Genomic DNA, 25,436 nt, shown 5'->3' with positions numbered 1-25,436 from the left:
CCCCCCACGCCCGGAGGCTCCGACGCGAAGCCGCGCGCCACGGCGTGTCAGCGGCTCAGCCGGTCGAAGCGGAAGGGCGCGAGGGCCTCGGGCCGTCGGCCGGTGCGGATGTACTCGGCGAGCTGGTGCCCGGTGGCCGGGCCGAGCGTGATGCCGAGCATGCCGTGGCCGGTGGCCGCGAAGGCGTTGTCGTGCCCAGGGACGCGGTCGATCACCGGGAGCCCGTCGGGGAGGAACGGCCGCCCGCCGACCCAGGGGTCCCGGATCAGGCCGACCAGATCGTCCGGGTCGTCGAACCAGCGGCCCAGGTAGTGCCGGCTGGCGAGGGCGACGGCGACGATACGGCGCCAGTCGAGCCGGTTGTTGTTGCCGCTCAGCTCCATCGTGCCGCCGATCCGCGTGGTGCCGCCGATCGGTGAGGCGACGGCCCTGCGCTCGCCGAAGTACAGCGTGTGCCGGGGCGCCCGGTCCAGCTCCACCGAGAAGCTGTAGCCCTTGCCCGCCTGGAGCGGCAGCGGCTGTCCCAGTGAGCGCAGCAGGTGCGGAGAGCGCATCCCGGCCGCGACGACGACGGCGGCGCAGGGGATCTCGCCCTGGGTGGTCCGCAGCGCGGCGATGCGCCCCGCGGTCGACCGGAACCCGGTGGCCTCCGCGTGCTCATGGACCTTCACCCCCGAGTCGGCGAGTGCCTCCCCCAGCCCGTGCACGAATGCCTCCGGATCGACCACGCCCTCCCCCTCGACGAGGTACGCGGCGCGCACCCCGGGCGACAGCGCGTCGTCCAGCAGATGCGCCTCGGGTCCGGTGGTGACGTCGTCGGGCATCGGGTAGCGGCCGTCCGCCATCTGCCGCTGGATCGCGAGATGGTGGCGGGCCTCGGCCGGCGACAGGAAGGCGTGCACCATGCCGGGCCGGGTCAGCGTCGTGGCGACGCCGTTCTCGCGCAGGCCGTCGAAGAGGTCGAAGGTGTCGCGGTTCAGCTCGGCGATCGCCGCGTAACCGCGCCGGAAGGCGGCCGGTGTGCTGCTGCGCCAGAACCGCCACAACCACCGTACGAACGCCGGATCCGGAAGGGGCCGCAGATACAGCGGCGAGTCCGGCTGTCCCAGCGAGCGGAGGGCGTAGCGCACCACTCCGGGCGCCGGGACGGGCGTGGAGTGGCTGAGGCAGACCCATCCCGCGTTACCCCGGGACGCCCCGGAGCCCAGTTCGCGCCGCTCGACGACCTCCACCGGAAGACCGGCCGCGGCCAGGTAGTACGCCGTGCACAGTCCGACGACGCCGCCTCCGACGACCACGACGGGGCTCTCGCCGAGCGGGCCCGCCGTACCGGATGCACCGGTCATGACGTGGACCCGTACGAGGCGAGGAACTCCCGGGTCCGGGCCCGGGCGGGGTGGTCGATGACGTCCTCGGGCCTGCCCTCCTCCACGATCCGGCCGCCGTCGACGAAGACGACGTGGTCGGACACCTCGCGGGCGAACGGCAGTTCATGGGTGACCAGCAGCATCGTCATTCCGTCCGCGGCGAGTTCCCGCATCACGTTCAGCACCTCGCGGGTGGCCTCGGGATCCAGGGAGGAGGTGGGCTCGTCGAAGAGCAGCACCTCGGGCTTGAGGGCGAGGGCCCGCGCGATGGCGACGCGCTGCTGCTCACCGCCGGAGAGCTGCTCGGGCTGGGCGAGGCCGCGGTGGGCTACGCCGACGCGGCGCAGCAGCGCGACGGCCCGCTCCAGCGCCTCCTGTTCGGGGATGCCCGCCTTGCGCTGCGCCAGGACGACGTTCTCCACGGCGGTGAGATGCGGGAACAGGTTGAACCGCTGGAAGACCATGCCGACCGTACGACGCAGCCGGGGCAGGTCGCGGCAGACCATCCGGCCGCCGTTGTGCACCACTTCCCCAGCGACCTCGACGGTGCCCGAGTCCGGCCGTTCCAGCAGGTTGACGCAGCGCATCAGGGTCGTCTTGCCGCCGCCGCTCTGCCCGATGACGCTGACGATCCGGCCGCGGTCGACTTCCAGGTTCACGTTGTCGAGGACGAGACGGCCGTCGAAGGACTTGCTGAGGCCCTCGATCCGTACGACGGCCTCGGTGGTGGCCGCCCGTATGACGGTCTTCGCTGTGGTGACGGGCTCGGTCATACCGCCGCCTCCTTCCGGTCGGCCTTGCGATCGGTGCCGGCCGAGAGGTCGGCCGCGAGCAGTGCGCGGGCGGCCCGCATCCGGCGCCTTCGCCACGGAGACAGGGGGACGCCCGCGCGTACCTTTCGCTCCAGCAGCAGGAGGAGCTGGGAGAGCGGGTAGCAGAGGACGAAGTAGATGGCCGAGATGACCAGGTACACCTCCAGTGCGCGGAAGGTGGACGAGGTGATCAGCCGCCCCTCTGACATCAGCTCGGCGGCGGAGATGGTGACCAGCAGTGACGTGGACTTCAGCAGGTCGACCAGGAAGGTGTTGGTGCCGGGCAGTGCCTGCCGGACGGCCTGCGGCAGGATCACCTGGCCGAAGATGCCGGCCCTGCCCAGTCCCAGCGCCTCCCCCGCCTCCGTCTGTCCGGCGTGCACCCCGCTGATCGCGGAGCGGAAGATCTCGGACAGGTAGGCGGCGTAGAAGACGACGAGGCTGACGCAGCCGGCCGTGAACACGTCCAGCTTGAGCCCGGCGGAGGCCAGTCCGAAGTAGGCCAGGAAGATGATGGCCAGGAGCGGGATGTTCTTGAAGACCTCGGTGTAGACGGCGGCGACGGCGCGCGCGGCCCACACTTTGCTCAGCCTGAGCAGGGCCACCGCCAGGCCGAGCAGTACGGCGCCGACGAAGCTCACGACGGTGTAGGAGACGGTGCGCCAGAGCGCGTCGAGCAGATCGGACTGGTAGTCGGACCAGGGGACTTGGAAGAGACCGGACATGTCAGCCCCTCACTTCGCGATGGACGGGGGCGTCCAGTCGGCGGGCCGGTCCACGCCGCGGCGCGCGGTGGCGACAGCGGCGTCGGGCGTGAGGAACTGCTCCGGGTCACCGCCGTACTTCTCGACGAGCTTGGTCATCTCGCCGTTCTCGTACATGGCGTCGATCTGCTCGGAGATCGCCTGCTCCAGCTTGGTGGCCTTCTTGGGGAGGTAGAAGCCGGTCTGGTACGGCTGGAAGTACTCGTACGCGGGCTTCGCCTTGACCTGCTCGGCGGTCGGCGGCGTCATGTACTGGGTCTCGATCTTCAGCTCCGGCCGTTCCTTCTGCGCCGCGATGATGATCAGCGGGTCGAGGAAGCCCACGTCGACGCGGCCCGCGCCGAGGTCGTCGAAGACGCCGTTGGCGTCGGGGTAGGCGTGCAGCTTGGCGTCGGGCACGGCCTGGATCGACTTGACCCAGACATAGCCCTCGACGGTGCCCAGTTCCAGGCCCTTCAGGTCGTCGACGGTCTTGTACGTCTTGCCGTTTCTGACAGCCATCGCCGGGGGCGAGTAGTACGGCGGATCGGTGAACAGCCCCTGCTTCTGCCGCTCCTCGGACCAGGCGACACCGCCGATGGTGATGTCCACCCGGCGGGACTGCACTCCGGCCAGCATGCCGGCGAAGTCCGTGACCTCGGGCTCGACCTTCAAACCCAGCTTGTCCGCCGCATAGTTGAGGATGTCGCCGTCCAGCCCGACGATCTTGTCGCCCTGGACGCTGGTGTACGGGGCGTACGGCTGAACGGCCACCTTGAGCACGCCCGGCGTGAGAGTGCCGAGCGCGGCGGTCTTCGCGGACACATTGGCCGGTTCGTCGTCGCTGTCCGAGCCGCAGGCTGCGGTGGCCGAAAGCAGGAGTGTCGCGGACAAAGCGGCGACAAGTGAGCGCACACGGGTCATCGGCATGGCCTTCCGTTTTGGCACTGAAGGGTCCGCCGTTCACCTCGCTGTGCCCCGGCGGGGGATGTGACAGGGCCCATACGCTATGGACCGGCTCGCGGTACGTCACCGGTCACTTCGTCTGAACTTATGGCCGAAATCGCTCGATGCACTGTACGGTGCGTCCAATCCGGGTAGCGGCCTGGCGGCGGGAGGAGCCTTGATGCTGAGCCCGTCACTCGCGCAGGAGATCGCCGGGGACACCTCCGCGGTCATCGGCTTCAACGTGCTGATCACCGATGCGGAGGGCACGGTCATCGGCAGCGGCGACAGCAGCCGCGTCGGCACCTTTCACGAGGCGTCCGTCGAGGTGATCCGTACGCAGGAGCCCGCCACGCACAACGCCTCGCAGGCCCTCCAACTGCGAGGCGTACGCCCCGGAGTCACCCTGCCGCTGGTCACGGACGGGCAGGCGGTGGGCACGGTCGGGATCACGGGTACGCCCGCCCAGGTGCGCCGCTTCGGACTCCTTGTGAAGCGCCAGACGGAGATTCTGCTGCGGGAGTCGGTGATGCTGCGCTCCCGACTGCTCGCCGAGCGGGCGGCCGAGAAACTGCTCGCCGACATCGCCTCGTACGACCCTCATGTCGTGGAAGGCGAGTTCCTGCTGTTCCGGGCCGCCGAGCTGGGTTTCGACCTGCGGCTTCGGCGGGTGGCGGTGGCGTTCGAGGTGACCGTGCCCGATGCGGGCGCCCGCCGTCAGGGGGCGCCGACCCGTGACATGGCGCTGGTCCGCTCGGAACTGCTCCGCACGGTTCGCGAGGTCTTCGCCGATCCCCAGGACATCGTCGCCACCACGGCGCCCGGCTGGATCGGCGTATTGCACCGACTTCCGGCCAGGCGTCCGGTGACGTCGCTGGTCGGCGACTGCCGCCGGGTCACCGACGTCATCGCCGCCCAGGACGGCCTCAACGCCCGCGCCGGGATCGGCGAACCCGCCTCGTCGGTCGGCGACCTGCACGACTCCTACCAGGACGCCTGCGACGCGCTCCGCCTCGGCGCCCGCGTGACGGGAAACTCCCCCGTCCATCTGATCACCGACCTCCGCGTCCACCAGGTCCTGGCAGCGGTGGGCCAGCCCGCCCGCAACCGCCTGCTGGCACTCACCGCCGCGGACCTGCGCACCCAGCCGGACTGGCCGGTACTCCGTGACACGATCACCGCCTGGTGCGAGAACGGCTTCAACCTCGTACGGGCCTCCGCGGCCCTGCACATCCACCGCAACACCGTCGTCTACCGGATGAACAAGATCGAGCAGATCACCGGCCGTCCGCTGCGTGAGCACCGGACGACCATGGCTTTGTACCTGGCGTGTCTGGCCGACCAGTTGGGCAGCGGGGTGGCTCCTGCGGGCGATTCCTAGGCCCGCAGCTCCGCGAGACGCTCGAGGTCGTCCTGGACCGACTCCCGCTCCTGCGCGCCGAGTTGAACCGCGGCGGCCTCGGCGAGCGCGGATGTCGCAGTCTCTCCGTCACCCAGGCGCCCGGCGACATCCGCACGCAGTACGAGGAGGCGCAGCAGCTGCGCGGGCGTGGGGCGCTCGTCCTCGAGACACAACACCCGGTCGATGACCTTCGCGGCGGCCGCCGGATCCTCCTTCGAGTCCGCGAGGAGTGACGCGTGATGCAGGGCCCGCGCGAAGGTCTCCTTGGGCGCGGGCCGATGGCGCTGGTCCTCACTCGTCGGCTGACCGATACGGATGCAGTTGCCGCCCGGGTCGGTCATGAGGAACTGCCGCATGCCGTACGACATGTTCTTCAGCGCCCCGATGCGCGGCAGCCCGCGGGTCGGGATCTTCCCGTACGCCGCCTTGAGTCCGGTCCGGAAGGACTCGTGCAGCCCGTCGACGTCATCGGTCAGTACGTAGCACGTGCCGTACGACTCGGTCGGCTCGTGCTGCTTCAGGCCGAAGAACTGCAGCTCGATGTCGCCGCGCTCGACGACCGCGTACGGATTGGGGCTCATCTGTTGGAAGGTCACCTCGAACCCGAGGGCGGTGTAGAAGTCGAGAACGGGCTGGATGGTCCGGCACGGCAGGATCGGAATGGTCTTCTCAGCCATGCCCACCACTCTAGTCAAAGTTGAATAGGGGTGGGGAGATTATCTCGGTGCATTGATGACGCAGTTGATCGCGGAGGCTACGTCTTCGGCGACATGGGTGGGCCGGTACGAGTCCTGGGTCCACGGTCGGCCGTCCGACACCCACACGCTGCGCAGACCGAGCGTGTTCGCGCCCGCGATGTCGGCGTGCGGTGAATCTCCGATCACCCAAGCGCCGACGAGGGACCCTTCGACGCCGGCCGCTGCCGCTCTGAAGATCTCCGGCCCGGGCTTTTTGTACCCGACTTCCTCGGAGACGGCCCAGCCGTGGACGAGTTGGTCGAGTCCGGTGTTGCGGATCTTCGCTTCTTGCTGCCTGGTACGGCCGTTTGTGACGATGACACAGGTCCAGCCGTCGGCCAGTGCCATGCCCAGGGCCTCGCGTGAGGACTTCGTCAGCACCACGCGGTCGGCCGCGCCGTTGTCGAGCAGGGTGCGGATGGCGGTGCTGGGCACCAAGGCCCCGTATCGGTCGGTCATGGCCGCCGCGACATCCTGACGGGCGGTATAGCCACTGGCGTCGAGGGTCATCACCCACGTGAGATCTGAATCAGGCAGGTCGTGATCGGCCAGGAATGCCTGGACAGCGAGACGGAAGGCCGCGTCGCGGTCGACCAGAGTGTTGTCGAGGTCGAGCATCAGCAGCGGCATGATCGGCAGTAGATCACGAGCACCCCCGTCATTCATGATCTCTGGTCGGTCGACTCTCCTTCGTCGGAATAGATCACCAGCGTCTGTTCCGGCTGTTCGGCCAGGTGAAATGCGGTGTAAGCGAAATCGGTCACCGCGCCTCCCGGGCGCCGCAGCCGTTTCCGTCCGCTGCGCCGGGGCTGTACGTCGTACCGCGGCCACCAGGCACGCGCTGCCGGGCTGGCCGTGTTCAGCTCGTCGATCAGTCGGGTGAAGCGGGGGTCGCCGGGGTGCCGTCCGCTCAGCGTCCGTAGCCGGGCGAGGAGGCCGCGCGCCTCGGGCTCCCAGTCGACCAGGACGTCCCGGGCGGCGGATTCGAGAAACACCCAGCGGGCGAAGTTCGCCGGCCGGTCCGTCGCCGCGGTGAGGTTCGGGAACAGCGTGTCGGCCGCCTGGTTGTGGCTCAGCACGTCGTAGTTGCCCGCGATGATGTACGCCGGGTGCGGCTGGAGCAGGAGCGGGACGGCTGCCGCCTCGGCGGCGAGCGGCTCCGGCTCTTCGACCTCGGCCGCCTGTGTGTGACCGGCAAGTTGGAAGAGATGTCCACGCTCGTGCCGGTCGAGCCGCAGCGCCGAGGCAAGGGCGTCGAGCACCTGGTCCGAGGCGCGGATGTCCCGGCCCTGCTCGAGGTAGGTGTACCAGGTGGCGCTGATCCCGGCGAGCAGCGCGAGTTCCTCCCGGCGGAGTCCCGGCGTCCGGCGTCGGCCGGTGTGAGGCAGGCCGACTTCGTCGGGGGTGATCCGCTCTCGGCGACTGCGTAGGAAAGTGCCCAGTTCGCGGCGTTGATCCGGCTGTTTCGGCATGGTGGATGGGATCTCTGGTTCCAGAATAAATGCGTTCTGGATACCAGGCTAAGCCCCCCACAGACTGGTGCCCGCACGACGTGCGAAGGAAGACGAGAAGGAAGAGGAAGAAATCATGTCGGGAATCGACGGCAAGGTCGTCGCGATCACGGGAGCCAGCAGTGGCATCGGCGAGGTGACTGCGCTGCTGCTCGCCGAGCGCGGCGCTCGGCTCGTCCTCGGGGCGCGCCGGTCCGAGCGCCTCGCGGAGCTGGCGGCACGGATCGAGAAGGCGGGTGGCGTGGCCGTGCAGATCCGTACGGACGTCACGCGGCGGGACGACCTGCACGCCCTGGTCGCACTGGCCGACGAGCGGTTCGGCCGGCTCGATGTGATGGTCGGCAATGCCGGGGTCGGTACGATCTCACCCCTCGACGACCTGCGCGTCGAGGAGTGGGACCAGATGGTCGACGTCAACGTCAAGGGTGTGCTGCACGGAATCGCTGCCGCGCTGCCGGTCTTCCGTGCGCAGGGCACCGGCCACTTCATCACCACTGCCTCCACGGCCGCGTTCCGTATTGTGCCGACCATGGCGGTCTACGCCGGTACGAAGTTCGCGGTCCGCGCCATCTGCGAGGGCCTGCGCCAGGAAGCCGGCGACGCACTGCGCGTGACCACCGTCTCTCCTGGCGTGGTCGGCACCCATTTCACCGATGCGTCGACGAACCAGCAGGTCAAGGCGCAGATCACGCAGATGCGGGACCGGATCGCGATCCCGCCTGAGGCGATCGCCCAGGCCATCGCGTTCGCCATCGAGCAGCTGGCCACCGTCGACGTCAACGAGATCGTCGTCCGGCCCACCGCCCAGAACTGACCCCAGCACCCTCTTCAGAACTGACCCCAGCACGCTCTAAGTAACCAGCGCCACCTTGCCCTTGGTGGCACGGGACTCCAGAGCGGTGTGTGCGGCTGGTGCGGCGGCGAGGCGGAAGCGGCTTACGGCAGGGCGCAGTCGGCCGGCCGCGGCCTCGGCCAGTGCCAGTTCCTCCAGTGCGCGTACGCCGCCGGGGCGGTCCATCAGCCCCCGTTCACCAAGGCCAACCGCCGTGAAGACGGGGCGACTTGGTCAGGGCCTCCCCAGCCCGCGGCGTGTTCAGCCGGCGAGAAGGTCGCGGAGGGCCTTGGTGATGTCGGCGGGGGCTTCTTCGGCCATGAAGTGGCCGCAGGTGACCGTGGTGTGGTGCAGGTCGGGCGCCCACGCCCGCCACAGGGCCGTGGCGTCGTAACCGAGGGCGGCGCCCCAGTCCAGCTGCAGGACACTGACCGGCATCCGCAACGCGTTGCCGGCCGCGCGGTCGTCGCGGTCATGGTCGACGTCGATGCCCGCGGAGGCCCGGTAGTCGGCCACGATCGAGGGCACCGCGGAGCGGCAGGCGTCCAGGTAGGCGGCGCGGATGTCGGCCGGGATCGCCCGCGGGTCGCCTGCCCACAGGTCGAGGAAGTGGCCGAAGAAGGCGTCCGCGGAGGCGGCGATCATCCGCTCGGGCAGGCCGGGCGGCTGCGCCATCAGGTAGAGATGGAAGCCAAGGGCCGCGGTGGTGCCGTGCAGCGCCTCCCACATGTCGACGGTGGGCAGTACGTCGAGGCAGGCCAGGTGGGTGATCGCGGCGGGATGGTCGAGACCGGCGCGGAAGGCGACGAGCGCACCGCGGTCATGGCCGGCCAGCGCGAACCGCTCGTGGCCCAGCGCGCGGGCCAGGGCGATGACGTCGGCGGCCATGGTGCGCTTGGCGTAGACGTCGGGGCCTGTCTCCGCGGGTTTGTCACTGGCTCCGTAACCGCGCAGGTCGGGGCAGATCACGGTGTGGTCGTTCGCGAGATCGGCGGCGACGTGCCGCCACATCAGGTGGGTCTGCGGGAAGCCGTGCAGCAGCACGACCGGGCTGCCGGAGCCACCGACGGCGACGTTGAGGGCAACGCCATCAGCGACAGGAACGCGCTGGTAGTCGAAGTCGGGAAGGGTCGGTGCCATGGTGTGCTGCTCTCGTTCGAGGCGGTGTCCGAGCCGCCGGCCGTATCGATGCCTTCAGCCTGTGGGAGGCGAATGAGCATCTGGTCAGCGCGCTATAACGTGGCCCCGGACGAGGTCGGAGAGGGCGGTCGAGGGCGTGCGGGTCGAGTTCGGGGTGCTGGGTCCGGTCGTCGCCTGGGACGACGCCGGGGAGCCGATCGCCCTGAAGGGCCCACGGCACCGGGCGGTTCTGGCCAGGCTGATCGTCGCCCGTCGCCGCGTGGTCCCGGTGACCCGCCTCGTCGAGGACCTCTGGCCGGATCCGCCTCCCAACGCCGTAGGAGCGGTACGTACCTTCGTGTCCGCGCTGCGCCGTGCGCTGGAGCCGGAGCGTGGGCCGCGGACTCCGGCCCGCCTCCTGGTCACCGAGGGGCCCGGGTACGTCCTGCGGGCCGGCCAGGACACGGTCGACGCCTGGGCCTTCGAGCGGGAGGTGGCCGCCGCCGGGGCATTGCCCGCGGCCGAGAGAGCGGCCCGGCTGGAGCAGGCGTCGGAACGGTGGCGCGGCCCCGCCTACGCCGACTTCGCCGACGAGACCTGGGTCCGCGCCGAGCGCTCCCGGCTGACCGAACTGCGCCTGCACGCCCTGGAACGCCGGGCCGAGGCACAGCTGGCCCTGGGCCAGGCGGCCGAGGCCGTGCCGGACCTCGACGCGCACGTGACCGAGCACCCCTGGCGCGAGGACGCCTGGCGTCTCCTGGTCCTGGCGCTGTACCGCACCGGCCGCCAGGCCGACGCGCTCGCCGTACTCCGCCGGGCACGCACCCTGCTGACCGAACAACTCGGCGTGGACCCGGGCCGGAGACTGCGCGGCCTGGAGTCGGACATCCTCCACCAGGCCGGCCACCTCGACGCCGGGCCGACCGCCGAACACGTGTGGGCGCAGGCGACCGCCGCCTACGAGCGCACTGTGCCCTCCGCTTCCCGCGCCCGGCTGGAGTCGACGGTGGGGCTGCTGCGCAATCTCGCGGTGACCGGGGGCGGCGGCGGTCTGCAGGCGGCCCGCGGGCACCGGGTGGCGGCCGTCGCGGCGGCCGAGCAACTGGGAGACCCGGAACTGACAGCCCGCGTGATCGGGATCTACGACGTCCCGGCGATCTGGACCCGCCTGGACGACCCGGAACAGGCCGGGCACGTCGTCGCGGCGGCCGAGCGCACCCTGACCGCCCTCCCGCCCACCGGACACGAGGCGGCCCGGGCCCGGCTGCTGGCCACGATCGCTGTGGAGTCGCGCGGCACACTCCCCACGGTCTCCACGACCGAGGATGTCCCCATGGCACACGGCTTGCAGGCCGCGCGACAGGCCGAGGCAATCGCCCGCCGTCTGGACGATCCCACGCTGCTCGCCTTCGCCCTCAACGGCCGGTTCATGCAGACCTTCCACCGCGCGGGGCTGGCTCCGCGCCGCGACGCGATCGGCGCCGAGCTGATCGAACTGTCCACGCGACACGGCCTGGTCACGTACGAGGTACTCGGCCACCTCGTACGCCTCCAAGCCCGCAGCGCACTCGCCGACTTCACCGGCGCGGACCGGCACGCCGCGGCCGTGGACCGTCTCGCCGAGCGCAACGAGCTGCCACTGGTGGGCGTGTTCACGCAGTGGTACGCCGCGCTGCGGCTCGCCGCGGCGGGAGCGTATGCCGAGGCGGAGGCTGCGTACCGCAGCGCGGCCACGCGCCTGGACGGCGCCGGCATGCCCGGACTGCGGCGCGGGCTGCTCCCGCTCGCGCTCCTGAGCCTGCGTGTGCAGCAGGGGCGCCCCGTACCGGCCGACGACCACACCGACTGGGGTCCGTACGAACCCTGGGTCCGCCCCCTGATCCTGCTGGACCAGGGCCGACGCCACGAGGCCGCGGCGGCGCTGCACTCGATCCCGGACCCACCGCGCGACCTGCTCCTCGAAGCTCTGTGGTGCCTGACGGGGCGAGCAGCCATCGCCGTAGGCGACCGGGAGCTGATGCGGCGCGCCCATACCGAACTGACGCCCGCGGCAGAGGAGTTGGCTGGAGCCGGCAGCGGGCTGCTCACCCTGGGTCCCGTATCCCACCACCTCTCCGCCCTCGCCGCGGCACTTGAGCGGCACCCCCGATGAGGCTGCTCCCGGGCCTACGCCTCCGGAGCTAATGCACACTCGCGGCAGGCCGCACCACGATCTCGTTCACGTCGACCTCGGCGGGTCGGCTGATGGCGAAGGCGATGGCGTCCGCGATCGCGGAGGCGGGGATGGCCACCGCACGGTAGGCCTTCATGTCGTCACGGGCCCGCGGGTCGGAGATGGAGTCGGCGAGTTCGGACTCGGTGACGCCCGGGGAGACGACGCTGACCCGGATGTCACCGGGCGATTCCTGGCGCAGCCCCTCGGAGATGGCGCGTACGGCGAACTTGGTGGCGCAGTACACCGCGGCGGTGGGCACCACCTCGTACGCGCCGACCGACGCGACGTTCACGAACTGCCCACCACCCTGCTCCCGCATCACCGGCAGGGCCGCGGCGATGCCGTGGAGCACGCCACGGACGTTCACGTCGATCATCCGGTCCCACTCGTCGACCTTCAGTGCCGCGAGCGGCGAGAGCGGCATCACCCCGGCGTTGTTGACCATCACGTCCACCCCGCCCCAGCGACCGCGGGCGGCGGACACGAAGGCGCGTACATCGGCGGCGTCCGTGACATCCAGCGGCTGGTACGCCGCGCTGCCGCCCTCGGCGGTGATCTTCGAGACCAGCTCTTCCAGACGATCGGTGCGCCGCGCGCCCAGGAAGAGATGGTGGCCGTCGGCGGCCAGCCGCAGGGCAGCCGCCTCGCCGATGCCGCTGCTCGCGCCGGTGACCAGTACCACCTTGGCCGTGTTCGTCATGCCTGCTTCTTCGTTCGTCATGCCTGCTTCTCCTGCCGGTGGAGGACGAGGTGCTCGTGATGGAGCACGCCGTCGCGGATGTCGCCCGTCGCCGTGAATCCGGTGTCGTCGACGTAGTCCAGGTGGCTGCCGGTCACCGTGTACCGGCCGGTGTACGCGCTGCGCCGGTCGCCGCGGGCTTCGTCGTAGCGGCCGTCCGGGCGCAGCTCCTGGCGTATGTGACCGTCTGCCGTCACCCACATCCCGACCACGTCGACGCTGTCGTCGTCAACGGTCCTGGCCATGGCGAACTCCTCTCGTCCGTCGGTGCGGTTGTCTCCTGCGCCACCGAGTCTGGGCAGGTCGGCGACCGTCAACCAGGACGCGTGCTGCCTGGGTGCGACACACCCAGGCAGCGCATCGAGTCGCCGCCTAGCCTGAGGCCATGGCTGACAACCACTTGGGAGACTTCCTTCGCGCGCGGCGGGCGGGCCTGCGGCCGGAGGACGTCGGCATGGCGAGCTACGGGGTCCGACGCGTCCCCGGACTGCGCCGTGAGGAGGTCGCCGTTCTCGCCGGGGTGAACGCCGACTACTACACCCGCCTGGAACAAGGCCGCGAACGCCACCCCTCCCCCCAAGTGCTCGACGCCCTCAGCCACTCACTGCGCCTCGACACGGACGCCCGCGCCCACCTGTTCCGGCTGGCCGGGACCATTCCGAGCGACCAGCCGTCCGTCCACGCCCCCGACAGGGTCGGTCCGGCGCTGCGCCAGCTGATGGACGGATACCCGAACACCCCGGCGTTCGTGATCAACCCGACGCTGGACATCATCGCCGCGAACGCCCTGACCGATGCCCTGTACTCCCCCTTCGAGCCGGCGGACAACCTGGCCCGGATGGCGTTCCTCGATCCCGCGCATCGCACCTTCTACCCGGACTGGAACGGGACGGCCCAGGCCACCGTGGCCAATCTGCGCCAGGCAGCAGGACTCGACCCGGACAACCCCCGGCTACGCGAGCTCGTCCGCACCCTCACCGAGCACAGCGCGGACTTCACCCGCCTGTGGAACGCCCACACCGTGCGCGGCAAGACCCAGGACGCCAAGCGTTTCCTCCACCCGGACGTCGGCCAACTCGCCCTCACGTACCAGGCTTTCGACGTACGCGACGCTCCCGGCCAGCAACTCGTCATCTACCACGCCGAGCCAGGCAGCCCCAGCGCCCACGCCCTGGGCCTCCTCGGCTCCCTCCACGCCACCCGACACCAGGCGGAGCACCGTCACCACGGCTAGACACCGGCAGCGCTGACGAACCGTCATGGCCCAGTTACGGCCCGGTCCCCCGCCGAAGGCACCACCGTGTAGAAGAGCCGCTTCCAAGCGCCGGACCTGGTCAGGGCCAGTCCCAGCGGCTCCAGAGCGGCATTGAGCCTGTCGAGCCGGGCGCGCAGGGCCGCACGGTTCAGGGGTTGTTCGGCGGTGCCGAGCAGTCGGCTCAGGTCGTGGCAGCACCACGGCTGTCGATCGGTGAGCAGCAGACGCAGGAGCAGTCTCTGCGAGCCGTGGTGGGGAAGCATCGAGGCCGGCGGGGAAACCTGCTCGTGGGGTACGGGCCTCGCCGAGGCCAGCGAGCGCCGTTCTGTGGCCAGCCGTACGGCCAGTTCCTGGATCGGCATGTTCCGGGTCAGGACATTGTCGGCTCCCGCGTCGAGGAGATCGGCGGCATCGGTGCCTTCGGGTACGAGGGCGATGACGGGCGCCAGCCGGCGCAGCAGTCCGACGCGATGCTCGAGGCCAGGTCTCCACCGCTCGTCCGGTACGTCGAGGATCGCGAGCGACCGCGGCTGCGTCAGCAGCTCTTCGTAGGCGTGGTGCGATCCCCACGGGTGGACGAGCGGAGGCAGTAATCGTGCCCCGCGCAGGGCGCGCAGCAGGGGTCCGCTACGGGATCGGTCGAGAGAGACATTGACGTAGGTCATGTTGCTTCTCACTCAGCGGGCAAATAGGTCTCGGAGTGCCTTGGTGATGCCGGCGTCGACGCCGGCATCACCAAGGCAACGTTGTCAGTGACGCATCCGCCATCCGCGGACACGCAGAGACTGCCATGTCCGAGTCAACATGCAGACCGCATTCGATCGGGTGCGTCCGGAAGTGGCGCACTTGTTACGAGACGCTGCGGACCCCACGACCAACAGGCCCATGAGAACGGGCTGTTCGCAGACATGTTGAGTCTCTTTCTGCACATGTCTTGACGCGTTCCGCTCGGTCGACCTCATAATGTCGCGTCCACATATCTAAACGTTGTTTCTTCTTGTGGACGTTGTGGCCGTCGTGTGGACGTAGCTCGAACAGCCCGGAGGATCAGTGGCCGGTCCAGGCTTATTGCGCACCCGCTCCATCGCCCGTTCTCGCCGGGGGCGAGCGGTGGGCGCGTTCATGTCCGTAGGCGTTCTGCTCGCCGTCTCCGGATGCTCGGTGGCCGGCGCCGACCCCATCGGGGAAGGCCCGGACACCCTGCGCGTCGTCCTGCCCGAGGAGCCGCCGACGCTCGAGCCCTGCGATGCCTCGCTCACCGCGACGGGCCGGGTGACGCGGGCCAACATCACGGAGGCGCTGACCGAGCGCGAACCGTCCACGGGGCGGCTGGAACAGGCGCTGGCCACCAAGTGGACCCGTACGTCGCCCACTTCGTGGACCTTCACGCTCCGCGAGGGCGTCACGTTCCATGACGGCACACCGTTCACGGCCGAAGCGGCGGCGTTCTCGATCAAGCGCGCCACGGACTCGGACATCGACTGCAATGTCGACGGCTATATCTTCACGGACAGCGAGGTCACCGCAACTCCTGTCAATGACACGACACTTGAGGTCAAGACGGCGAAGCCGGACCCGATCCTCCCGCTGCGCCTGTCCTTCGTCGAGATGGTGCCGACCACCACCAACCCCGGTGCCAGGGTGCGCGAGCCGGTCGGCACGGGCCCGTACCGGATCGACGAATGGAGCCAGGGCCGCTTCCTTCGCCTGAAGCGCTACCCCGGCTACTGGGGCAAGGCCCCCGAGTACGCCGCCGCGAAGTACGTATGGCGGGCGGAGGGCAGCGTACGCGCGGCCATGGTGACCAATGACGAGGCGGATGTCGCGATCGGGCTCGCTCCCGAGGACGGGGCGGGCGACCGGGCGGTGGAGTTCGCCACCAACGAGGTCTCGTTCCTGCGGATGGACGCCGACAAGCCGCCCCTCGACGACATCCGGATCCGCCAGGCCATCAACTACGCCATCGACCGCGAAGGCCTGGTCACGGCGGTCTTCGCGGGCCGGCCGAGCGGCCAGCTCGTCGCGAAGGGCGTCACCGGACACAACCCACGGGTACGGGCATGGCCGTACGACCCGGAGCGCGCGAAGAAACTCGTGAACGAGGCACGCGCCGACGGAGTCCCGACCGACCGGACCATCACGATCATCGGCCGCAACGCCATCTACCCCAAGGCCGCCGAGGCGATGGAGGTCGTACAGGACGGCCTGCTCAAGGCCGGGCTGAAGGTCGAGATCAAGATGCTCGACGTCAACGCCTGGCTGGAGTACCTGCTGCGGCCCTTCCCCAAGGGCATCGGTCCCACCCTCCTCCAGGCACAGCACGGCAACCAGGCGGGGGACGCCGCGTTCACGATGGGGCAGATCTACGGCAGTGAGGGCGCGCAGAGCAGTTACGGCACTCCTGAGCTGGACGCGTTGATCGACGAGGCCCAGCTCGCCGGGGGCGAGGCGCGGCAGAAGGCGTTCGCGGACACCTTCGCGTACCAGAACGACGAGGTCGTACGGGACGCCGTCATGGCCAACATGACCGGGATCATGGCTCTTTCCTCGAACGTCCGTTACCGGCCGGACTCGGCCACCAATGACGAGATGCGGCTCGCCGACATGCACCGTACGGACTGAGGGAGGAGCGGACCGATGTTCACCATGCTGCGCCGTCGCGCTGTCTCCAGCGTGATCCCCCTGCTGGTCGTGGTTCTCGGGGTGTTCTTCCTGGCCCGTCTCACCGGGGACCCCGCCAATCTGTACCTGCCGCTCAGCGCGACGCCCGAGATGCGGGCCGAGTTCGCTGCCCGCAACGGTCTCGACGACCCGCTGTTCGCCCAGTTCGGTGACTACCTCGGCCAGGTCGCCCACCTGGACTTCGGTGAATCACTGCGCACCGCTCAGCCGGCGGGTGAGGCGGTGCTGCGGGCCTTCCCCGCCACGCTTCAGCTGGCCGGCTGGACGATGCTGCTCGCTCTCGTGGGCGCGGTGGTGATCGGCAGCCTGGCGGCGTACCGCCCCAACTCGGCGACCGACCGGGTCGCGAGCTTTCTGTCCTCGACGGCCGCCAGCGTGCCCGACTTCTGGTTCGCCATCATGGGCGTGCTGGTCTTCGCGGTGACGCTCGGCTGGCTGCCCACCTCCGGCACGAGCGGCGCGGCGGCGTGGGTGCTGCCCGTGGTGACGCTGCTCATCCGCCCGTTCGGGGTGCTGGTGCAGGTGGTACGCGGCGCCATGGTCTCCGCGCTGTCCGCCCCGTACGTCAAGGTGGCGCGCAGCAAGGGGGCGAGCGAGTCGCGGGTGGTCTTCGGGCACGCCCTGCGCAACGCGGCGGCACCGGCGCTCACCGTCGCGGGTGACCTCGCTGTCGGGCTGGTCAACGGGGCCGTCGTCGTCGAGACGATCTTCGGCTGGCCCGGCATCGGCAAGCTCATGATCGACTCGGTTCTGCAGCGTGACTTCGCGGTCCTGCAGGCCGCGGTGCTGCTGACCGCTTTGGTGATCTTCGCGCTCAACATCCTGGTGGACATCTGTCACGCGCTCCTCGACCCGCGGGTCCGGCAGCAGGCGGCGGCGTGAGTCAAGGAGGTGACATGCTCCCGAAGAGCGACGTGCTCCGGCAGGACGTGGAAAAGGACGTCAAGGGCGGGGAGAGCGGCCCGGATTCCGGGACCGAGGGGGCCAAGGGGGCGGTGGTACGGGCGAAGTGGCCTGCTCTGCTGCTCCAGGACCGGTTCGCCTTCGCGGCGGCCCTGGTCCTGTTGCTGGTCGCACTGTGCGCCGTACTGGGCCCGCTCCTCATCGGGGACCTGGCGACGCGTCAGAACCTGCGCGACCCCAGCCGGCCGCCCTTCAGCCTCGACGACGGCTGGGCGTACGTACTCGGCAGCGACTCCCTCGGCCGCCCTGTCGCCGCCCGGCTGATAGCGGCGGCCGGGACGACCCTGTCCGTTGCCGTACCCGCTGTCCTGGTTTCCCTCGTCGTCGGCTCGGTGTGGGGCATGTGGGCGGGCTATCACGGGGGTTGGCGCGAGAACGTGTCCCTGCGGATCGCCGATGTGATCCTCAGCTTCCCCTCGCTGCTGCTGGCCGTGGTCGTGCTGTACGTGTTCTCGCCGAGCGCCGCGAACATCGTTCTGGTACTGGCCGTCGCCCGGATCCCCGTATACCTGCGCACCGCGCGCGCCGAGGCCGCCGAACTGCGTAGCCGGCTGTTCATCGACGCGGCCCGCACCTTCGGTACGAGCAGCTGGTCGACCATCCGACGTCACGTCGCGCCCACGGTGCTGCCCACCCTGCTCACCGTCGCCGCCCTCGACTTCTGCTTCGTGATGCTGACCGAGTCCTCACTGAGTTTCCTCGGCATCGGCATCCAACCGCCGGACGTGAGCTGGGGTTTGATGGTGGCGCAGGGCCGCCAGGAGTTGCAGAGCGCCTGGTGGATAGCGCTGTTCCCCGGTCTCGCCATCGTCATCACGACGGTGTCGGCGACCGTACTCGCCGCTTGGGCCCGGCTCTCGACCGACCCGGGGCAGCGGTGGCGACGAGGGCTGCGGCGTGGGGGGCGGCGCCCCGAATCCACTCCTACCACCGTCCAAGAGGCGGAAGTTGAGCCGACCCGGGCCGTCCCGGCGGGGAGGACAGCCGAACCTGGCCCGGCCGCCCCCGAGACAAGGGCCGAACCCACTCCCGCCGAAGCACCCCCAACACCCCCCGGCACCTTGGCCGTTGACGGTCTCTCGGTCTCTGTACGCACCCCCGCCGGGCCCCTTCCCGTCGTGCGCGGTGTGAGCTTCGGCGTACGGTCCGGCGAGACCCTCGCCCTGCTGGGCGAGTCCGGATGCGGCAAGAGCATGACCGCGCACGCGGTCGCGGGGCTGCTCGATCCCGCTGCCGAAGTCGTGGGTGGGCAGGCGCGGTTGGAGGGTGAGGACCTGCTCGCGCTGGGCGCGCGGGCGCGGCGTCGGCTGGCCGGACCCGGTCTCGCCATCGTCTTTCAGGATGCGCTGAGCGCGCTCAATCCCGTTCACACGGTCGGGGCGCAGCTCGCGGAGCCGTTCCGTATCCACGAGCGGATGTCGCGGCGCGCTGCGCGGGCCAAGGCCGTTGAGCTGATGGAACGCGTGGGCATCCCGGAAGCGCGGTCGCGCGCGGACGCGTATCCGCATCAGTTCTCCGGAGGCATGCGTCAGCGGCTGCTGATCGCCATGGCGGTCGCGCTGCGGCCGAAGGTGCTGCTCGCCGACGAGCCCACGACGGCACTGGACGTGACCGTGCAGGCCCAGATCATGGACCTCCTCCGGGAGTTGCGGAGCGAGCAGCAGATGGCGCTGGTCCTCATCACGCACGACCTCGGTCTTGTGGCCGAGCACGCGGACCGGGTCGCCGTCATGTACGCGGGTACGGTCGTGGAGACGGGGCCGGTGGCCGAGGTGTTCGGCAAGCCCAACCACCCTTACACACGGGGCCTGTTGGACTCCGTGCCAGCCGAACAGCACAAGGGATCCCGGCTCAGCTCCATCCCCGGAGGCCCGCCCGACCCCCGCTCCGTACCCTCCGGCTGCGCCTTCCGTACGCGCTGCCCGATGGCCCGCGACCTGTGCGCCACCCAGCGGCCGCAACTCGCCGGAACCGGAACCGACCGCGCCGCCGCCTGCCACTTCGGGAAGGAACTGGCCGATGCCTGAGCCCGGGACCCTGCTGGAAGCCACCGGCCTGGCCAAGAGCTTCACCGTGCCTCGCACCGCGAAGGGCAGCACCAGGCTGCGCGCGGTCGACGGCGTGGACCTGAACCTGGGACGCGGCGAAACCCTCGGCCTCGTCGGCGAGTCCGGCTGCGGCAAATCCACGCTGGCCAGGATTCTGCTGCGGCTGGAACATCCCGACGAGGGCACCGTGCGGTTCGAGGGAGTGGACCCGTTCTCGTTGTCGGGCGGGAGGCTGCTCGCCTGGCGGCGCAAGGTGCAGATGATCTTTCAGGACCCGTTCGGCTCGCTCAACCCCCGCCTGAGCGCGGCAGATCTGATCAGCGAGCCCTGGCGCACCCACCGCGACCTCGTGCCCGCCGCGAAGCGGGCGGTGCGCGTCGCCGAGCTGCTGGAGATGGTCGGGCTGCGGGCCTCCGACGCCCACCGCTACCCGCAGGAGTTCTCCGGAGGACAACGGCAGCGCATCGGCATCGCCCGCGCTCTGGCCCTGGAGCCCGACGTCATCGTCTGCGACGAACCCGTCTCCGCACTGGACCTGTCGGTTCAGGCCCAGGTGCTCAACCTCCTGTGCGATCTACGGGACGAGCTGGGGCTGTCGTACGTGTTCATCTCGCACGACCTGTCCGTCGTACGGCACGTCGCCGACCGCGTCGCCGTGATGTACCTGGGGAAGATCGTGGAAACCGGCCCGGCCGAGGAGGTCTTCGAGCAGCCGCGCCACCCCTACACGGCAGCGCTGTTGTCGGCGGCCCCGTCCCTGGCGGCCGGCGGCAGGGCGAAGAGGCAACGCATCCTCCTCACCGGCGAGATCCCCTCACCGGCCGACCCTCCGTCCGGCTGCCGCTTCAGGACCCGGTGCCGGCACGCGGAGGACGTATGCGCCGAAGCCGTCCCGACGCCGGCGCTCGCGGCACCGGGCCATACGGCGGCATGCCACTTCCCACTGGAGGAGGCATCCGCGCTCACGGGAGATCACCGGGCGAGCGCCTCCTGAGCCGGGATGCCGGTGCGGCCCATCGAAGACCGCTCCGGAGTCCAGCCCGCTGAAGGCCGGTGCGGCCGACTGGCAAGGCCACCAACTCGCCCCCGTACGCCCACTCGTTCACCCGCCACGTCATTGGTATGGACCTGACCATGATCACCGGTTAGGCTCTGCCCCGGCACGCACCGAGAGCGCTCTCACCGTTCTGCTGTTCCACCCCCACCTTGCTGGAACAACGAAGGGCTACTGCCTTGAGACGCACCACAGCCATGCGTACCGGCCTGGCCACACTCCTCCTGCTCGGCACCTGGGCCGGCGCGGGCACTCTGCCCGCCTCCGCCAACGATGCCCCCGACACCTCCGGAGCCGTCCGCTCCTCCGAAACCCCAGCCTCCCCCGCCCTCCTCGCCGCCATGCAACGTGACCTGGGGCTGACCAGGTCCCAGGCCGAGGCGCGGCTGGCCGACGAGAAGGCGGCGGCAGCCATCGAAACGAAGGCGCGGCGAGCAGCGGGAGCGGCATACGGAGGCTCCTGGTTCGACGCGGAGAGCGGCAAGTTGACCGTCGCCGTGACGGCCGCCGCCCCCGACGCCACCGTCGACGCCGTACGAGAGAGCGGCGCGAACGTCCGTACCGTCACCGTCAAGCACAGCGCACCACAGCTCGACGCGGTCAAGGCGCGTATCGACAAGCTGCCCGCGCCGGACGGCGTCAGCGGCTGGCATGTCGATCCCAGGACCAGCGCGGTCGTCGTGAGCGTTGTCGGCGCGCAGCGCGCTGACAACGATGTCCAGGAGTTCGTCGAGCGGGCCCGCGCCGCAGGTCCTGTCACCGTCGAAGAGTCCGCCGAGGCGCCCCGGACCTTTGCCGCCGGTACGGTCGGCGGCGACCCCTACTACACCGGCAACGTCCGCTGCTCCATAGGCTTTTCGGTGCACGGCGGTTTCGTCACCGCAGGGCACTGCGGCCAGGCCGGAGCCGGTGTCAGCGGTTGGGACCGGTCGCACATCGGCAACTTCCAGGGGTCGTCGTTCCCGGAGAACGACTACGCCTGGGTCAACGTCGGCAGCGGCTGGTGGACGGTGCCCGTCGTGCTCGGCTGGGGCACTGTCCCCGACCAGCTCGTCCGCGGCTCCGCCGAGGCACCCGTCGGCGCCTCCATCTGCCGGTCGGGGTCGACCACGCACTGGCACTGCGGCACCGTGCTCGGCAAGAACGAAACCGTCAACTACAGCCAGGGCGCGGTCCATCAGATGACCAGGACCAGCGTCTGCGCCGAACCGGGCGACTCCGGCGGCTCGTACATCAGCGGCGACCAGGCCCAGGGGGTCACCTCCGGCGGTTCGGGCAACTGCACCAGCGGCGGCCGGACCTGGTACCAGCCGATCAACGAGATCCTCAACCGGTACGGGCTCACTCTGCACACGGCCTGACCCCACCACAGCGCAGGTACGCGGGCTCCGTCACCGCACGGGTGGCGGAGCCCCGTCCTGCCCAAGCGCAACACGAGCGGCCCAACACCGAGGGCCCAAGGGCCCTGGATTCACCGCGCGTTCACCGAGTCTGCCACTGCCGTCGGTTCACTCCGCGCCCCGATGATCTACGCTCGGCGGCGCTTTGCGGTCCCATCTCCCTGGCGGGAGTCCGGGCCGCGCCGTCCGTCCTTACCGGAAGGTTCCGTGACATGGCCCTCAGATCCGCGATCTTAGTGCGGAGGTTCGGCAGACGAGCCGCCGCTCTCGCGCTGACCACCGCGCTCGCCGCCGCACTGCCCGGCCCGGTCTCCTCGGCGGCCGAGTCCGCCGATGCCCCGTCCCACCTCACCGCGTACGTCGACCCCCTGATCGGCACGGCGAACGGGGGCAACACCTACCCCGGTGCCACCCTCCCGTACGGCATGATCGCCTGGTCGCCGACCAGCACCAGGGGCGATCAGACCAGCACCGGTGCCGCCAACGGCTACGAGTACAACGCGACCCGGCTGCGCGGTCTGAGCCTGACCCACGTGAACGGCGCGGGCTGCAACCCGGGAGCCGCCGGCGACGTACCGATCATGCCGTTCGTCGGGGACGTCACCTCCTCGCCCTCGGCCGACACCAAGGACGCCGTCTACGCCGCGAACTTCTCGCACGCCGACGAACGGGCCGTGCCGGGTCGCTACTCCGTGGGCCTCGACTCCGGTGCCCGCGCCGACCTCGCCGTGTCGCAGCGCGCGGGCGTCGCCGACTTCTCGTTCCCCGCCGACAAGCCCGCCAACCTGCTCTTCCGCGTCTCGAACTCCCTGAACGGCAGCGAGGACGCCCAGATCGAGATCGACCGGGCGAACCGCAAGGTGACCGGGTCGGTGCTGACCGGGGCGTTCTGTGGGCGGCGTGCCAACGGCGGGACCAACAACCGCAAGAGCTACTACCGGCTCTACTTCAGCGCCTCCTTCGACCGCGCGTTCTCCACGACGGGTACGTGGAAGGACGGCACCCTCTCCCCCGGCGCCACCACCGGCTCAGGCGGCGAGGGATACGCCACGGGCGCGGACCGGGCGGGCCGCGGCTCCGGCGGCTGGGTCGGCTTCGACACCAGCGCTGACAACGATGTCCGCATGCGGCTCGGGATCTCGTACGTGAGCCTGGCGGGCGCCGAGGTCAACCTCCGCCAGGAGATAGCGCCGCGGGCGAGCGTCGACGACGTCGCCGCGGCCGCCACGCGCACCTGGGACCGCGAACTGCGTTCCGTACGCGTCGACGGCGGCAGCACGGACCAGCGCACCGCCTTCTACACCGCGCTCTACCACTCGCTCCTGCAGCCCAACCTGGTCAGCGACACCGACGGCCGCTATCCGGGCATGGACGGCAAGGCGCATCGCGTGGAGCGCGGGCAGCAGGCGCAGTACAGCAACTTCTCCGGCTGGGACCAGTACCGGGCGCAGGTACAACTGCTCGCCCTGCTCAAACCGCGTATCGCCGGGGACTTCGCCCAGTCGCTCTACAACTTCGCGCGGCAGAACGGCGGCGTGTGGGACCGCTGGGTGCACATCAGCGGCGCGACCCACGTCATGACCGGCGATCCTTCGGCGGCGACGCTGGCCACGTTCTACGCGATGGGCGTACGCAACTTCGACTATCGCGGCGCCTTCGACTCGCTGGCCCGCCAGGCCACCGTGCCGCACCCCGACGGGCTCTCCGACGCCGGCTGCCCAGGCCAGTGCACAGGTCAACGGCCCAATCTAGCCCAGTACTTGACCTCCCACTACGCCGCGCAGGACGTCTGCCACTGCTGGGGCGGCGCCGCCGAGACGCTGGAGGACTCGGTCGCCGACTCGGCGCTCGGGCGCTGGGCGGAGCTGTTGGGCCTCGACAAGCAGGCCGCCGCGTTCGCCGAGCGGGGCGGCTGGTGGCGCAACGTCTTCAACCCGCAGGCGTCCGACGGGGCGGGCACCTCCGGCTACATCCAGGCCCGCAACCTCGACGGATCCTGGGTGACGCCGTTCAGCCCCGGCAGCGACCGGGGCTTCGCCCAGGGAACCAGCGCGACGTACACGTGGATGGTGCCGCAGGACGTCCAGGGCCTCGCCGAGGCGATGGGCGGACGTGAGGTGGCCGCGCGACGGCTGGACGGTTTCTTCCACAAGCCCGACGGGTCCTGGTCCGTGAAGGGCGGCGACCCGCTGCGCTACGACCCGACCAACGAGCCCGGTATCCACGCCCCGTGGCTCTACAACGCGCTCGGTCAGCCCTGGAAGACGCAGGCGACGGTGCGGCAGATCGTCGACACCGTCTACGGCACCGGACCGGCCGGGCTGCCCGGCAACGACGACCTCGGGACCATGTCCGCCTGGTACGTCTTCTCCGCCCTCGGCCTCTATCCGCAGACCCCGGGCAGCGCCTCGATGCTCCTGAGCGCGCCGCTCTTCCCGCACGCCGTCGTCGACCGGCCCGGCCGCGACATCGTCATCGACGCGCCCGCCGCCGACGCCGGCCACCCGTACGTCAGCGGTGTCCGGCTCAACGGGCGTCCGTACGACCGTTCTTGGACCGACGCCCGCTTCCTGCAGAGCGGTGGCAACCTCACCTTCCGGCTCGGTGAGCAGCCGGACACCAACTGGGCGACCTCGCCCGAGAGCCTGCCCCGCTGACGCGACGTCACTGTTGCCCCGGATCCGATCCCTGGGATCCGGGGCATCGTCCGTCAGAGCCTGCGCCACTTGGCCATGGCGAACGAGAAGAGCCCGAAGAGGACCAGGCCGACCGCGACGCACGCCAGCAGCCACGGTCCCATCGGTGTCTCGGTGAACGAGCGCAGCGTGTCGTCCATGCCCTTGGCCTTGTCGGGTTCGTAATCGACCGCCGCTCGGAGGGCGAAGACTCCGGCGGCCGCGAACACCAGACCGCGGGCCGCCCCGCCCGCGACACCCGCCACGTCGACCAACCGGCGCGTCCTCCACGGCATTCGCGCAAGCCTCAGGTGTTTGTGGTAGCTGCGGAGCACGGCCCGGCCGGCCATCCACAAACCCGCACACACGACCGTGCCACCGGCCACACCCATGAACCACTGCCCACCGGGCATGTCCAGGACCTTCGCCGTCACGTCCCGTGACCGTCCGTCGCTCGATCCGCCCCCGCTCCCGCGAGCGCCGGCGGCGAAGGAGAGAGCGGAGTAGGCGACGAATCCGTAGAACACGGCGCGTGCGGCCGACGACAGCCGCTTCTTCCAGGTACGGCCGTCCGGGCCCGCCGCGCCGAAGAGCGCTTCGGACAGCCGCCAGAGCGCCATGCCGACAAGGCCGACGCCCAGGGCCCAGAGCAGGACGGCCCCGAAGGGCTTCTCGGCGACCTCCGCGAGCGCTCCGCCCTGGTCCGCCTGCCGCCTGCTGTCCCCGAGGGCGAACTGCAGCGCGAGCATGCCGACCAGCAGGTAGATGACACCGCGCGCCGTGAATCCCGCCCGGGCGGCGCCCTCGGTCAGTGAGCCCGCCGCCCGGCGGGTCCTGAGCCCTTTGCCTCGCATCAACGTGCTCGTATCCATCGTCGCCTCCCTCGACCAGGTGCCCCGACTCCGCCGCATCACACTCAGGGCGGGCTCGACCAGGC

The 25,436-nt window shown here is 70.3% G+C and carries 23 protein-coding genes; 10 read left to right on the top strand and 13 right to left on the bottom strand.

Going from position 1 to position 25,436, the window contains the following annotated elements:
• Positions 1–47: 47 nt before the first annotated feature.
• Genes ACYVO6_RS38440 through ACYVO6_RS38425 form a run of 4 tightly spaced genes read right to left on the bottom strand, consistent with a single transcriptional unit; the run spans position 48 to position 3,852 of the window.
• A complete protein-coding gene (locus ACYVO6_RS38440; RefSeq protein ID WP_461069649.1) occupies positions 48–1,346 on the bottom strand; it encodes an NAD(P)/FAD-dependent oxidoreductase in 1,299 nt (432 codons plus the stop codon).
• The gene (locus ACYVO6_RS38435; protein WP_461069647.1) at positions 1,343–2,140 is read right to left on the bottom strand and encodes an amino acid ABC transporter ATP-binding protein; all 798 of its coding nucleotides are present in this window, start codon (positions 2,138–2,140) and stop codon (positions 1,343–1,345) included. Before ACYVO6_RS38435 ends, ACYVO6_RS38440 begins: the two co-directional genes overlap by 4 nt.
• Complete coding sequence (locus ACYVO6_RS38430) at positions 2,137–2,904, bottom strand: amino acid ABC transporter permease (protein ID WP_461069645.1); 768 nt, start codon at positions 2,902–2,904, stop codon at positions 2,137–2,139. The genes ACYVO6_RS38435 and ACYVO6_RS38430 overlap by 4 nt, the downstream gene beginning before the upstream one ends.
• A gap of 9 nt (positions 2,905–2,913) precedes the next feature.
• Entirely contained in the window at positions 2,914–3,852 is a 939-nt protein-coding gene (locus ACYVO6_RS38425; RefSeq protein ID WP_461069644.1) for a substrate-binding periplasmic protein, read from the bottom strand.
• A 196-nt stretch (positions 3,853–4,048) separates the two neighbouring features.
• Between ACYVO6_RS38425 and ACYVO6_RS38420 the strand changes: the two genes are divergently transcribed.
• Entirely contained in the window at positions 4,049–5,248 is a 1,200-nt protein-coding gene (locus ACYVO6_RS38420; RefSeq protein WP_461069643.1) for a CdaR family transcriptional regulator, read from the top strand.
• On the opposite strand, the gene ACYVO6_RS38415 is transcribed toward ACYVO6_RS38420, so the two are convergent.
• From ACYVO6_RS38415 to ACYVO6_RS38405, 3 genes are read right to left on the bottom strand one after another with little or no spacing between them, the layout of a single operon-like run.
• Complete coding sequence (locus tag ACYVO6_RS38415) at positions 5,245–5,946, bottom strand: bleomycin resistance protein (protein ID WP_461069642.1); 702 nt, start codon at positions 5,944–5,946, stop codon at positions 5,245–5,247. The two genes, ACYVO6_RS38420 and ACYVO6_RS38415, sit on opposite strands and share 4 nt — an antisense overlap.
• Before the next feature lie 39 nt (positions 5,947–5,985).
• Positions 5,986–6,636 (bottom strand): HAD family hydrolase, encoded by a 651-nt coding sequence (locus ACYVO6_RS38410; RefSeq protein ID WP_461069641.1) that lies wholly within the window; start codon positions 6,634–6,636, stop codon positions 5,986–5,988.
• Between the two features lie 32 nt (positions 6,637–6,668).
• Positions 6,669–7,478 carry a helix-turn-helix transcriptional regulator gene (locus tag ACYVO6_RS38405; protein ID WP_461069640.1) on the bottom strand — a complete coding sequence of 270 codons (810 nt, stop codon included), beginning with the start codon at positions 7,476–7,478 and terminating at the stop codon, positions 6,669–6,671.
• 115 nt (positions 7,479–7,593) lie between these two features.
• Between ACYVO6_RS38405 and ACYVO6_RS38400 the strand changes: the two genes are divergently transcribed.
• The gene (locus ACYVO6_RS38400; RefSeq protein ID WP_461069638.1) at positions 7,594–8,331 is read left to right on the top strand and encodes an SDR family oxidoreductase; all 738 of its coding nucleotides are present in this window, start codon (positions 7,594–7,596) and stop codon (positions 8,329–8,331) included.
• Positions 8,332–8,367: 36 nt separating this feature from the next.
• Here ACYVO6_RS38400 and ACYVO6_RS38395 read toward each other — a convergent pair whose 3' ends face one another.
• Both ACYVO6_RS38395 and ACYVO6_RS38390 read right to left on the bottom strand, forming a co-directional pair.
• On the bottom strand, positions 8,368–8,535 hold the full coding sequence (locus tag ACYVO6_RS38395) for a zinc-binding dehydrogenase (protein ID WP_461069636.1): 168 nt from the start codon (positions 8,533–8,535) through the stop codon (positions 8,368–8,370).
• A 75-nt stretch (positions 8,536–8,610) separates the two neighbouring features.
• The gene (locus tag ACYVO6_RS38390) at positions 8,611–9,489 is read right to left on the bottom strand and encodes an alpha/beta fold hydrolase (RefSeq protein WP_461069634.1); all 879 of its coding nucleotides are present in this window, start codon (positions 9,487–9,489) and stop codon (positions 8,611–8,613) included.
• 136 nt (positions 9,490–9,625) lie between these two features.
• Between ACYVO6_RS38390 and ACYVO6_RS38385 the strand changes: the two genes are divergently transcribed.
• The gene (locus ACYVO6_RS38385; protein WP_461069632.1) at positions 9,626–11,620 is read left to right on the top strand and encodes a BTAD domain-containing putative transcriptional regulator; all 1,995 of its coding nucleotides are present in this window, start codon (positions 9,626–9,628) and stop codon (positions 11,618–11,620) included.
• A 28-nt stretch (positions 11,621–11,648) separates the two neighbouring features.
• On the opposite strand, the gene ACYVO6_RS38380 is transcribed toward ACYVO6_RS38385, so the two are convergent.
• On the bottom strand, positions 11,649–12,383 hold the full coding sequence (locus ACYVO6_RS38380) for an SDR family oxidoreductase (protein ID WP_461069849.1): 735 nt from the start codon (positions 12,381–12,383) through the stop codon (positions 11,649–11,651).
• 17 nt (positions 12,384–12,400) lie between these two features.
• Entirely contained in the window at positions 12,401–12,667 is a 267-nt protein-coding gene (locus ACYVO6_RS38375; RefSeq protein WP_461069630.1) for an Atu4866 domain-containing protein, read from the bottom strand.
• A 140-nt stretch (positions 12,668–12,807) separates the two neighbouring features.
• On the opposite strand from ACYVO6_RS38375, the gene ACYVO6_RS38370 reads away from it, so the two are divergent.
• Positions 12,808–13,656 carry a helix-turn-helix transcriptional regulator gene (locus tag ACYVO6_RS38370; protein ID WP_461069628.1) on the top strand — a complete coding sequence of 283 codons (849 nt, stop codon included), beginning with the start codon at positions 12,808–12,810 and terminating at the stop codon, positions 13,654–13,656.
• A gap of 23 nt (positions 13,657–13,679) precedes the next feature.
• On the opposite strand, the gene ACYVO6_RS38365 is transcribed toward ACYVO6_RS38370, so the two are convergent.
• Positions 13,680–14,342, bottom strand: a complete 663-nt coding sequence (locus ACYVO6_RS38365; protein WP_461069626.1) for a response regulator — start codon at positions 14,340–14,342, stop codon at positions 13,680–13,682.
• A gap of 457 nt (positions 14,343–14,799) precedes the next feature.
• Between ACYVO6_RS38365 and ACYVO6_RS38360 the strand changes: the two genes are divergently transcribed.
• From ACYVO6_RS38360 to ACYVO6_RS38335, 6 genes are all read left to right on the top strand, one after another.
• Positions 14,800–16,299: an ABC transporter substrate-binding protein gene (locus ACYVO6_RS38360; RefSeq protein WP_461069624.1), complete on the top strand. Its 1,500-nt coding sequence runs from the start codon at positions 14,800–14,802 to the stop codon at positions 16,297–16,299.
• Between the two features lie 15 nt (positions 16,300–16,314).
• Positions 16,315–17,241 carry an ABC transporter permease gene (locus tag ACYVO6_RS38355; RefSeq protein ID WP_461069622.1) on the top strand — a complete coding sequence of 309 codons (927 nt, stop codon included), beginning with the start codon at positions 16,315–16,317 and terminating at the stop codon, positions 17,239–17,241.
• A 14-nt stretch (positions 17,242–17,255) separates the two neighbouring features.
• Positions 17,256–19,349, top strand: coding sequence for a dipeptide/oligopeptide/nickel ABC transporter permease/ATP-binding protein (locus tag ACYVO6_RS38350; protein ID WP_461069620.1), 2,094 nt, complete (start codon positions 17,256–17,258; stop codon positions 19,347–19,349).
• The gene (locus tag ACYVO6_RS38345) at positions 19,342–20,364 is read left to right on the top strand and encodes an ABC transporter ATP-binding protein (protein WP_461069618.1); all 1,023 of its coding nucleotides are present in this window, start codon (positions 19,342–19,344) and stop codon (positions 20,362–20,364) included. Before ACYVO6_RS38350 ends, ACYVO6_RS38345 begins: the two co-directional genes overlap by 8 nt.
• Positions 20,365–20,621: 257 nt before the next feature.
• Positions 20,622–21,785, top strand: a complete 1,164-nt coding sequence (locus tag ACYVO6_RS38340; protein WP_461069847.1) for a S1 family peptidase — start codon at positions 20,622–20,624, stop codon at positions 21,783–21,785.
• A gap of 251 nt (positions 21,786–22,036) precedes the next feature.
• Entirely contained in the window at positions 22,037–24,481 is a 2,445-nt protein-coding gene (locus tag ACYVO6_RS38335; protein ID WP_461069616.1) for a GH92 family glycosyl hydrolase, read from the top strand.
• 53 nt (positions 24,482–24,534) lie between these two features.
• Here ACYVO6_RS38335 and ACYVO6_RS38330 read toward each other — a convergent pair whose 3' ends face one another.
• The gene (locus ACYVO6_RS38330; protein ID WP_461069614.1) at positions 24,535–25,371 is read right to left on the bottom strand and encodes a DUF1206 domain-containing protein; all 837 of its coding nucleotides are present in this window, start codon (positions 25,369–25,371) and stop codon (positions 24,535–24,537) included.
• Positions 25,372–25,436: the final 65 nt, after the last annotated feature.

Source organism: Streptomyces pseudoechinosporeus, assembly GCF_054783935.1.
The sequence above is the reverse complement of the archived record's forward strand: the minus strand, read 5'-3'. Positions and strand labels throughout refer to the sequence as shown.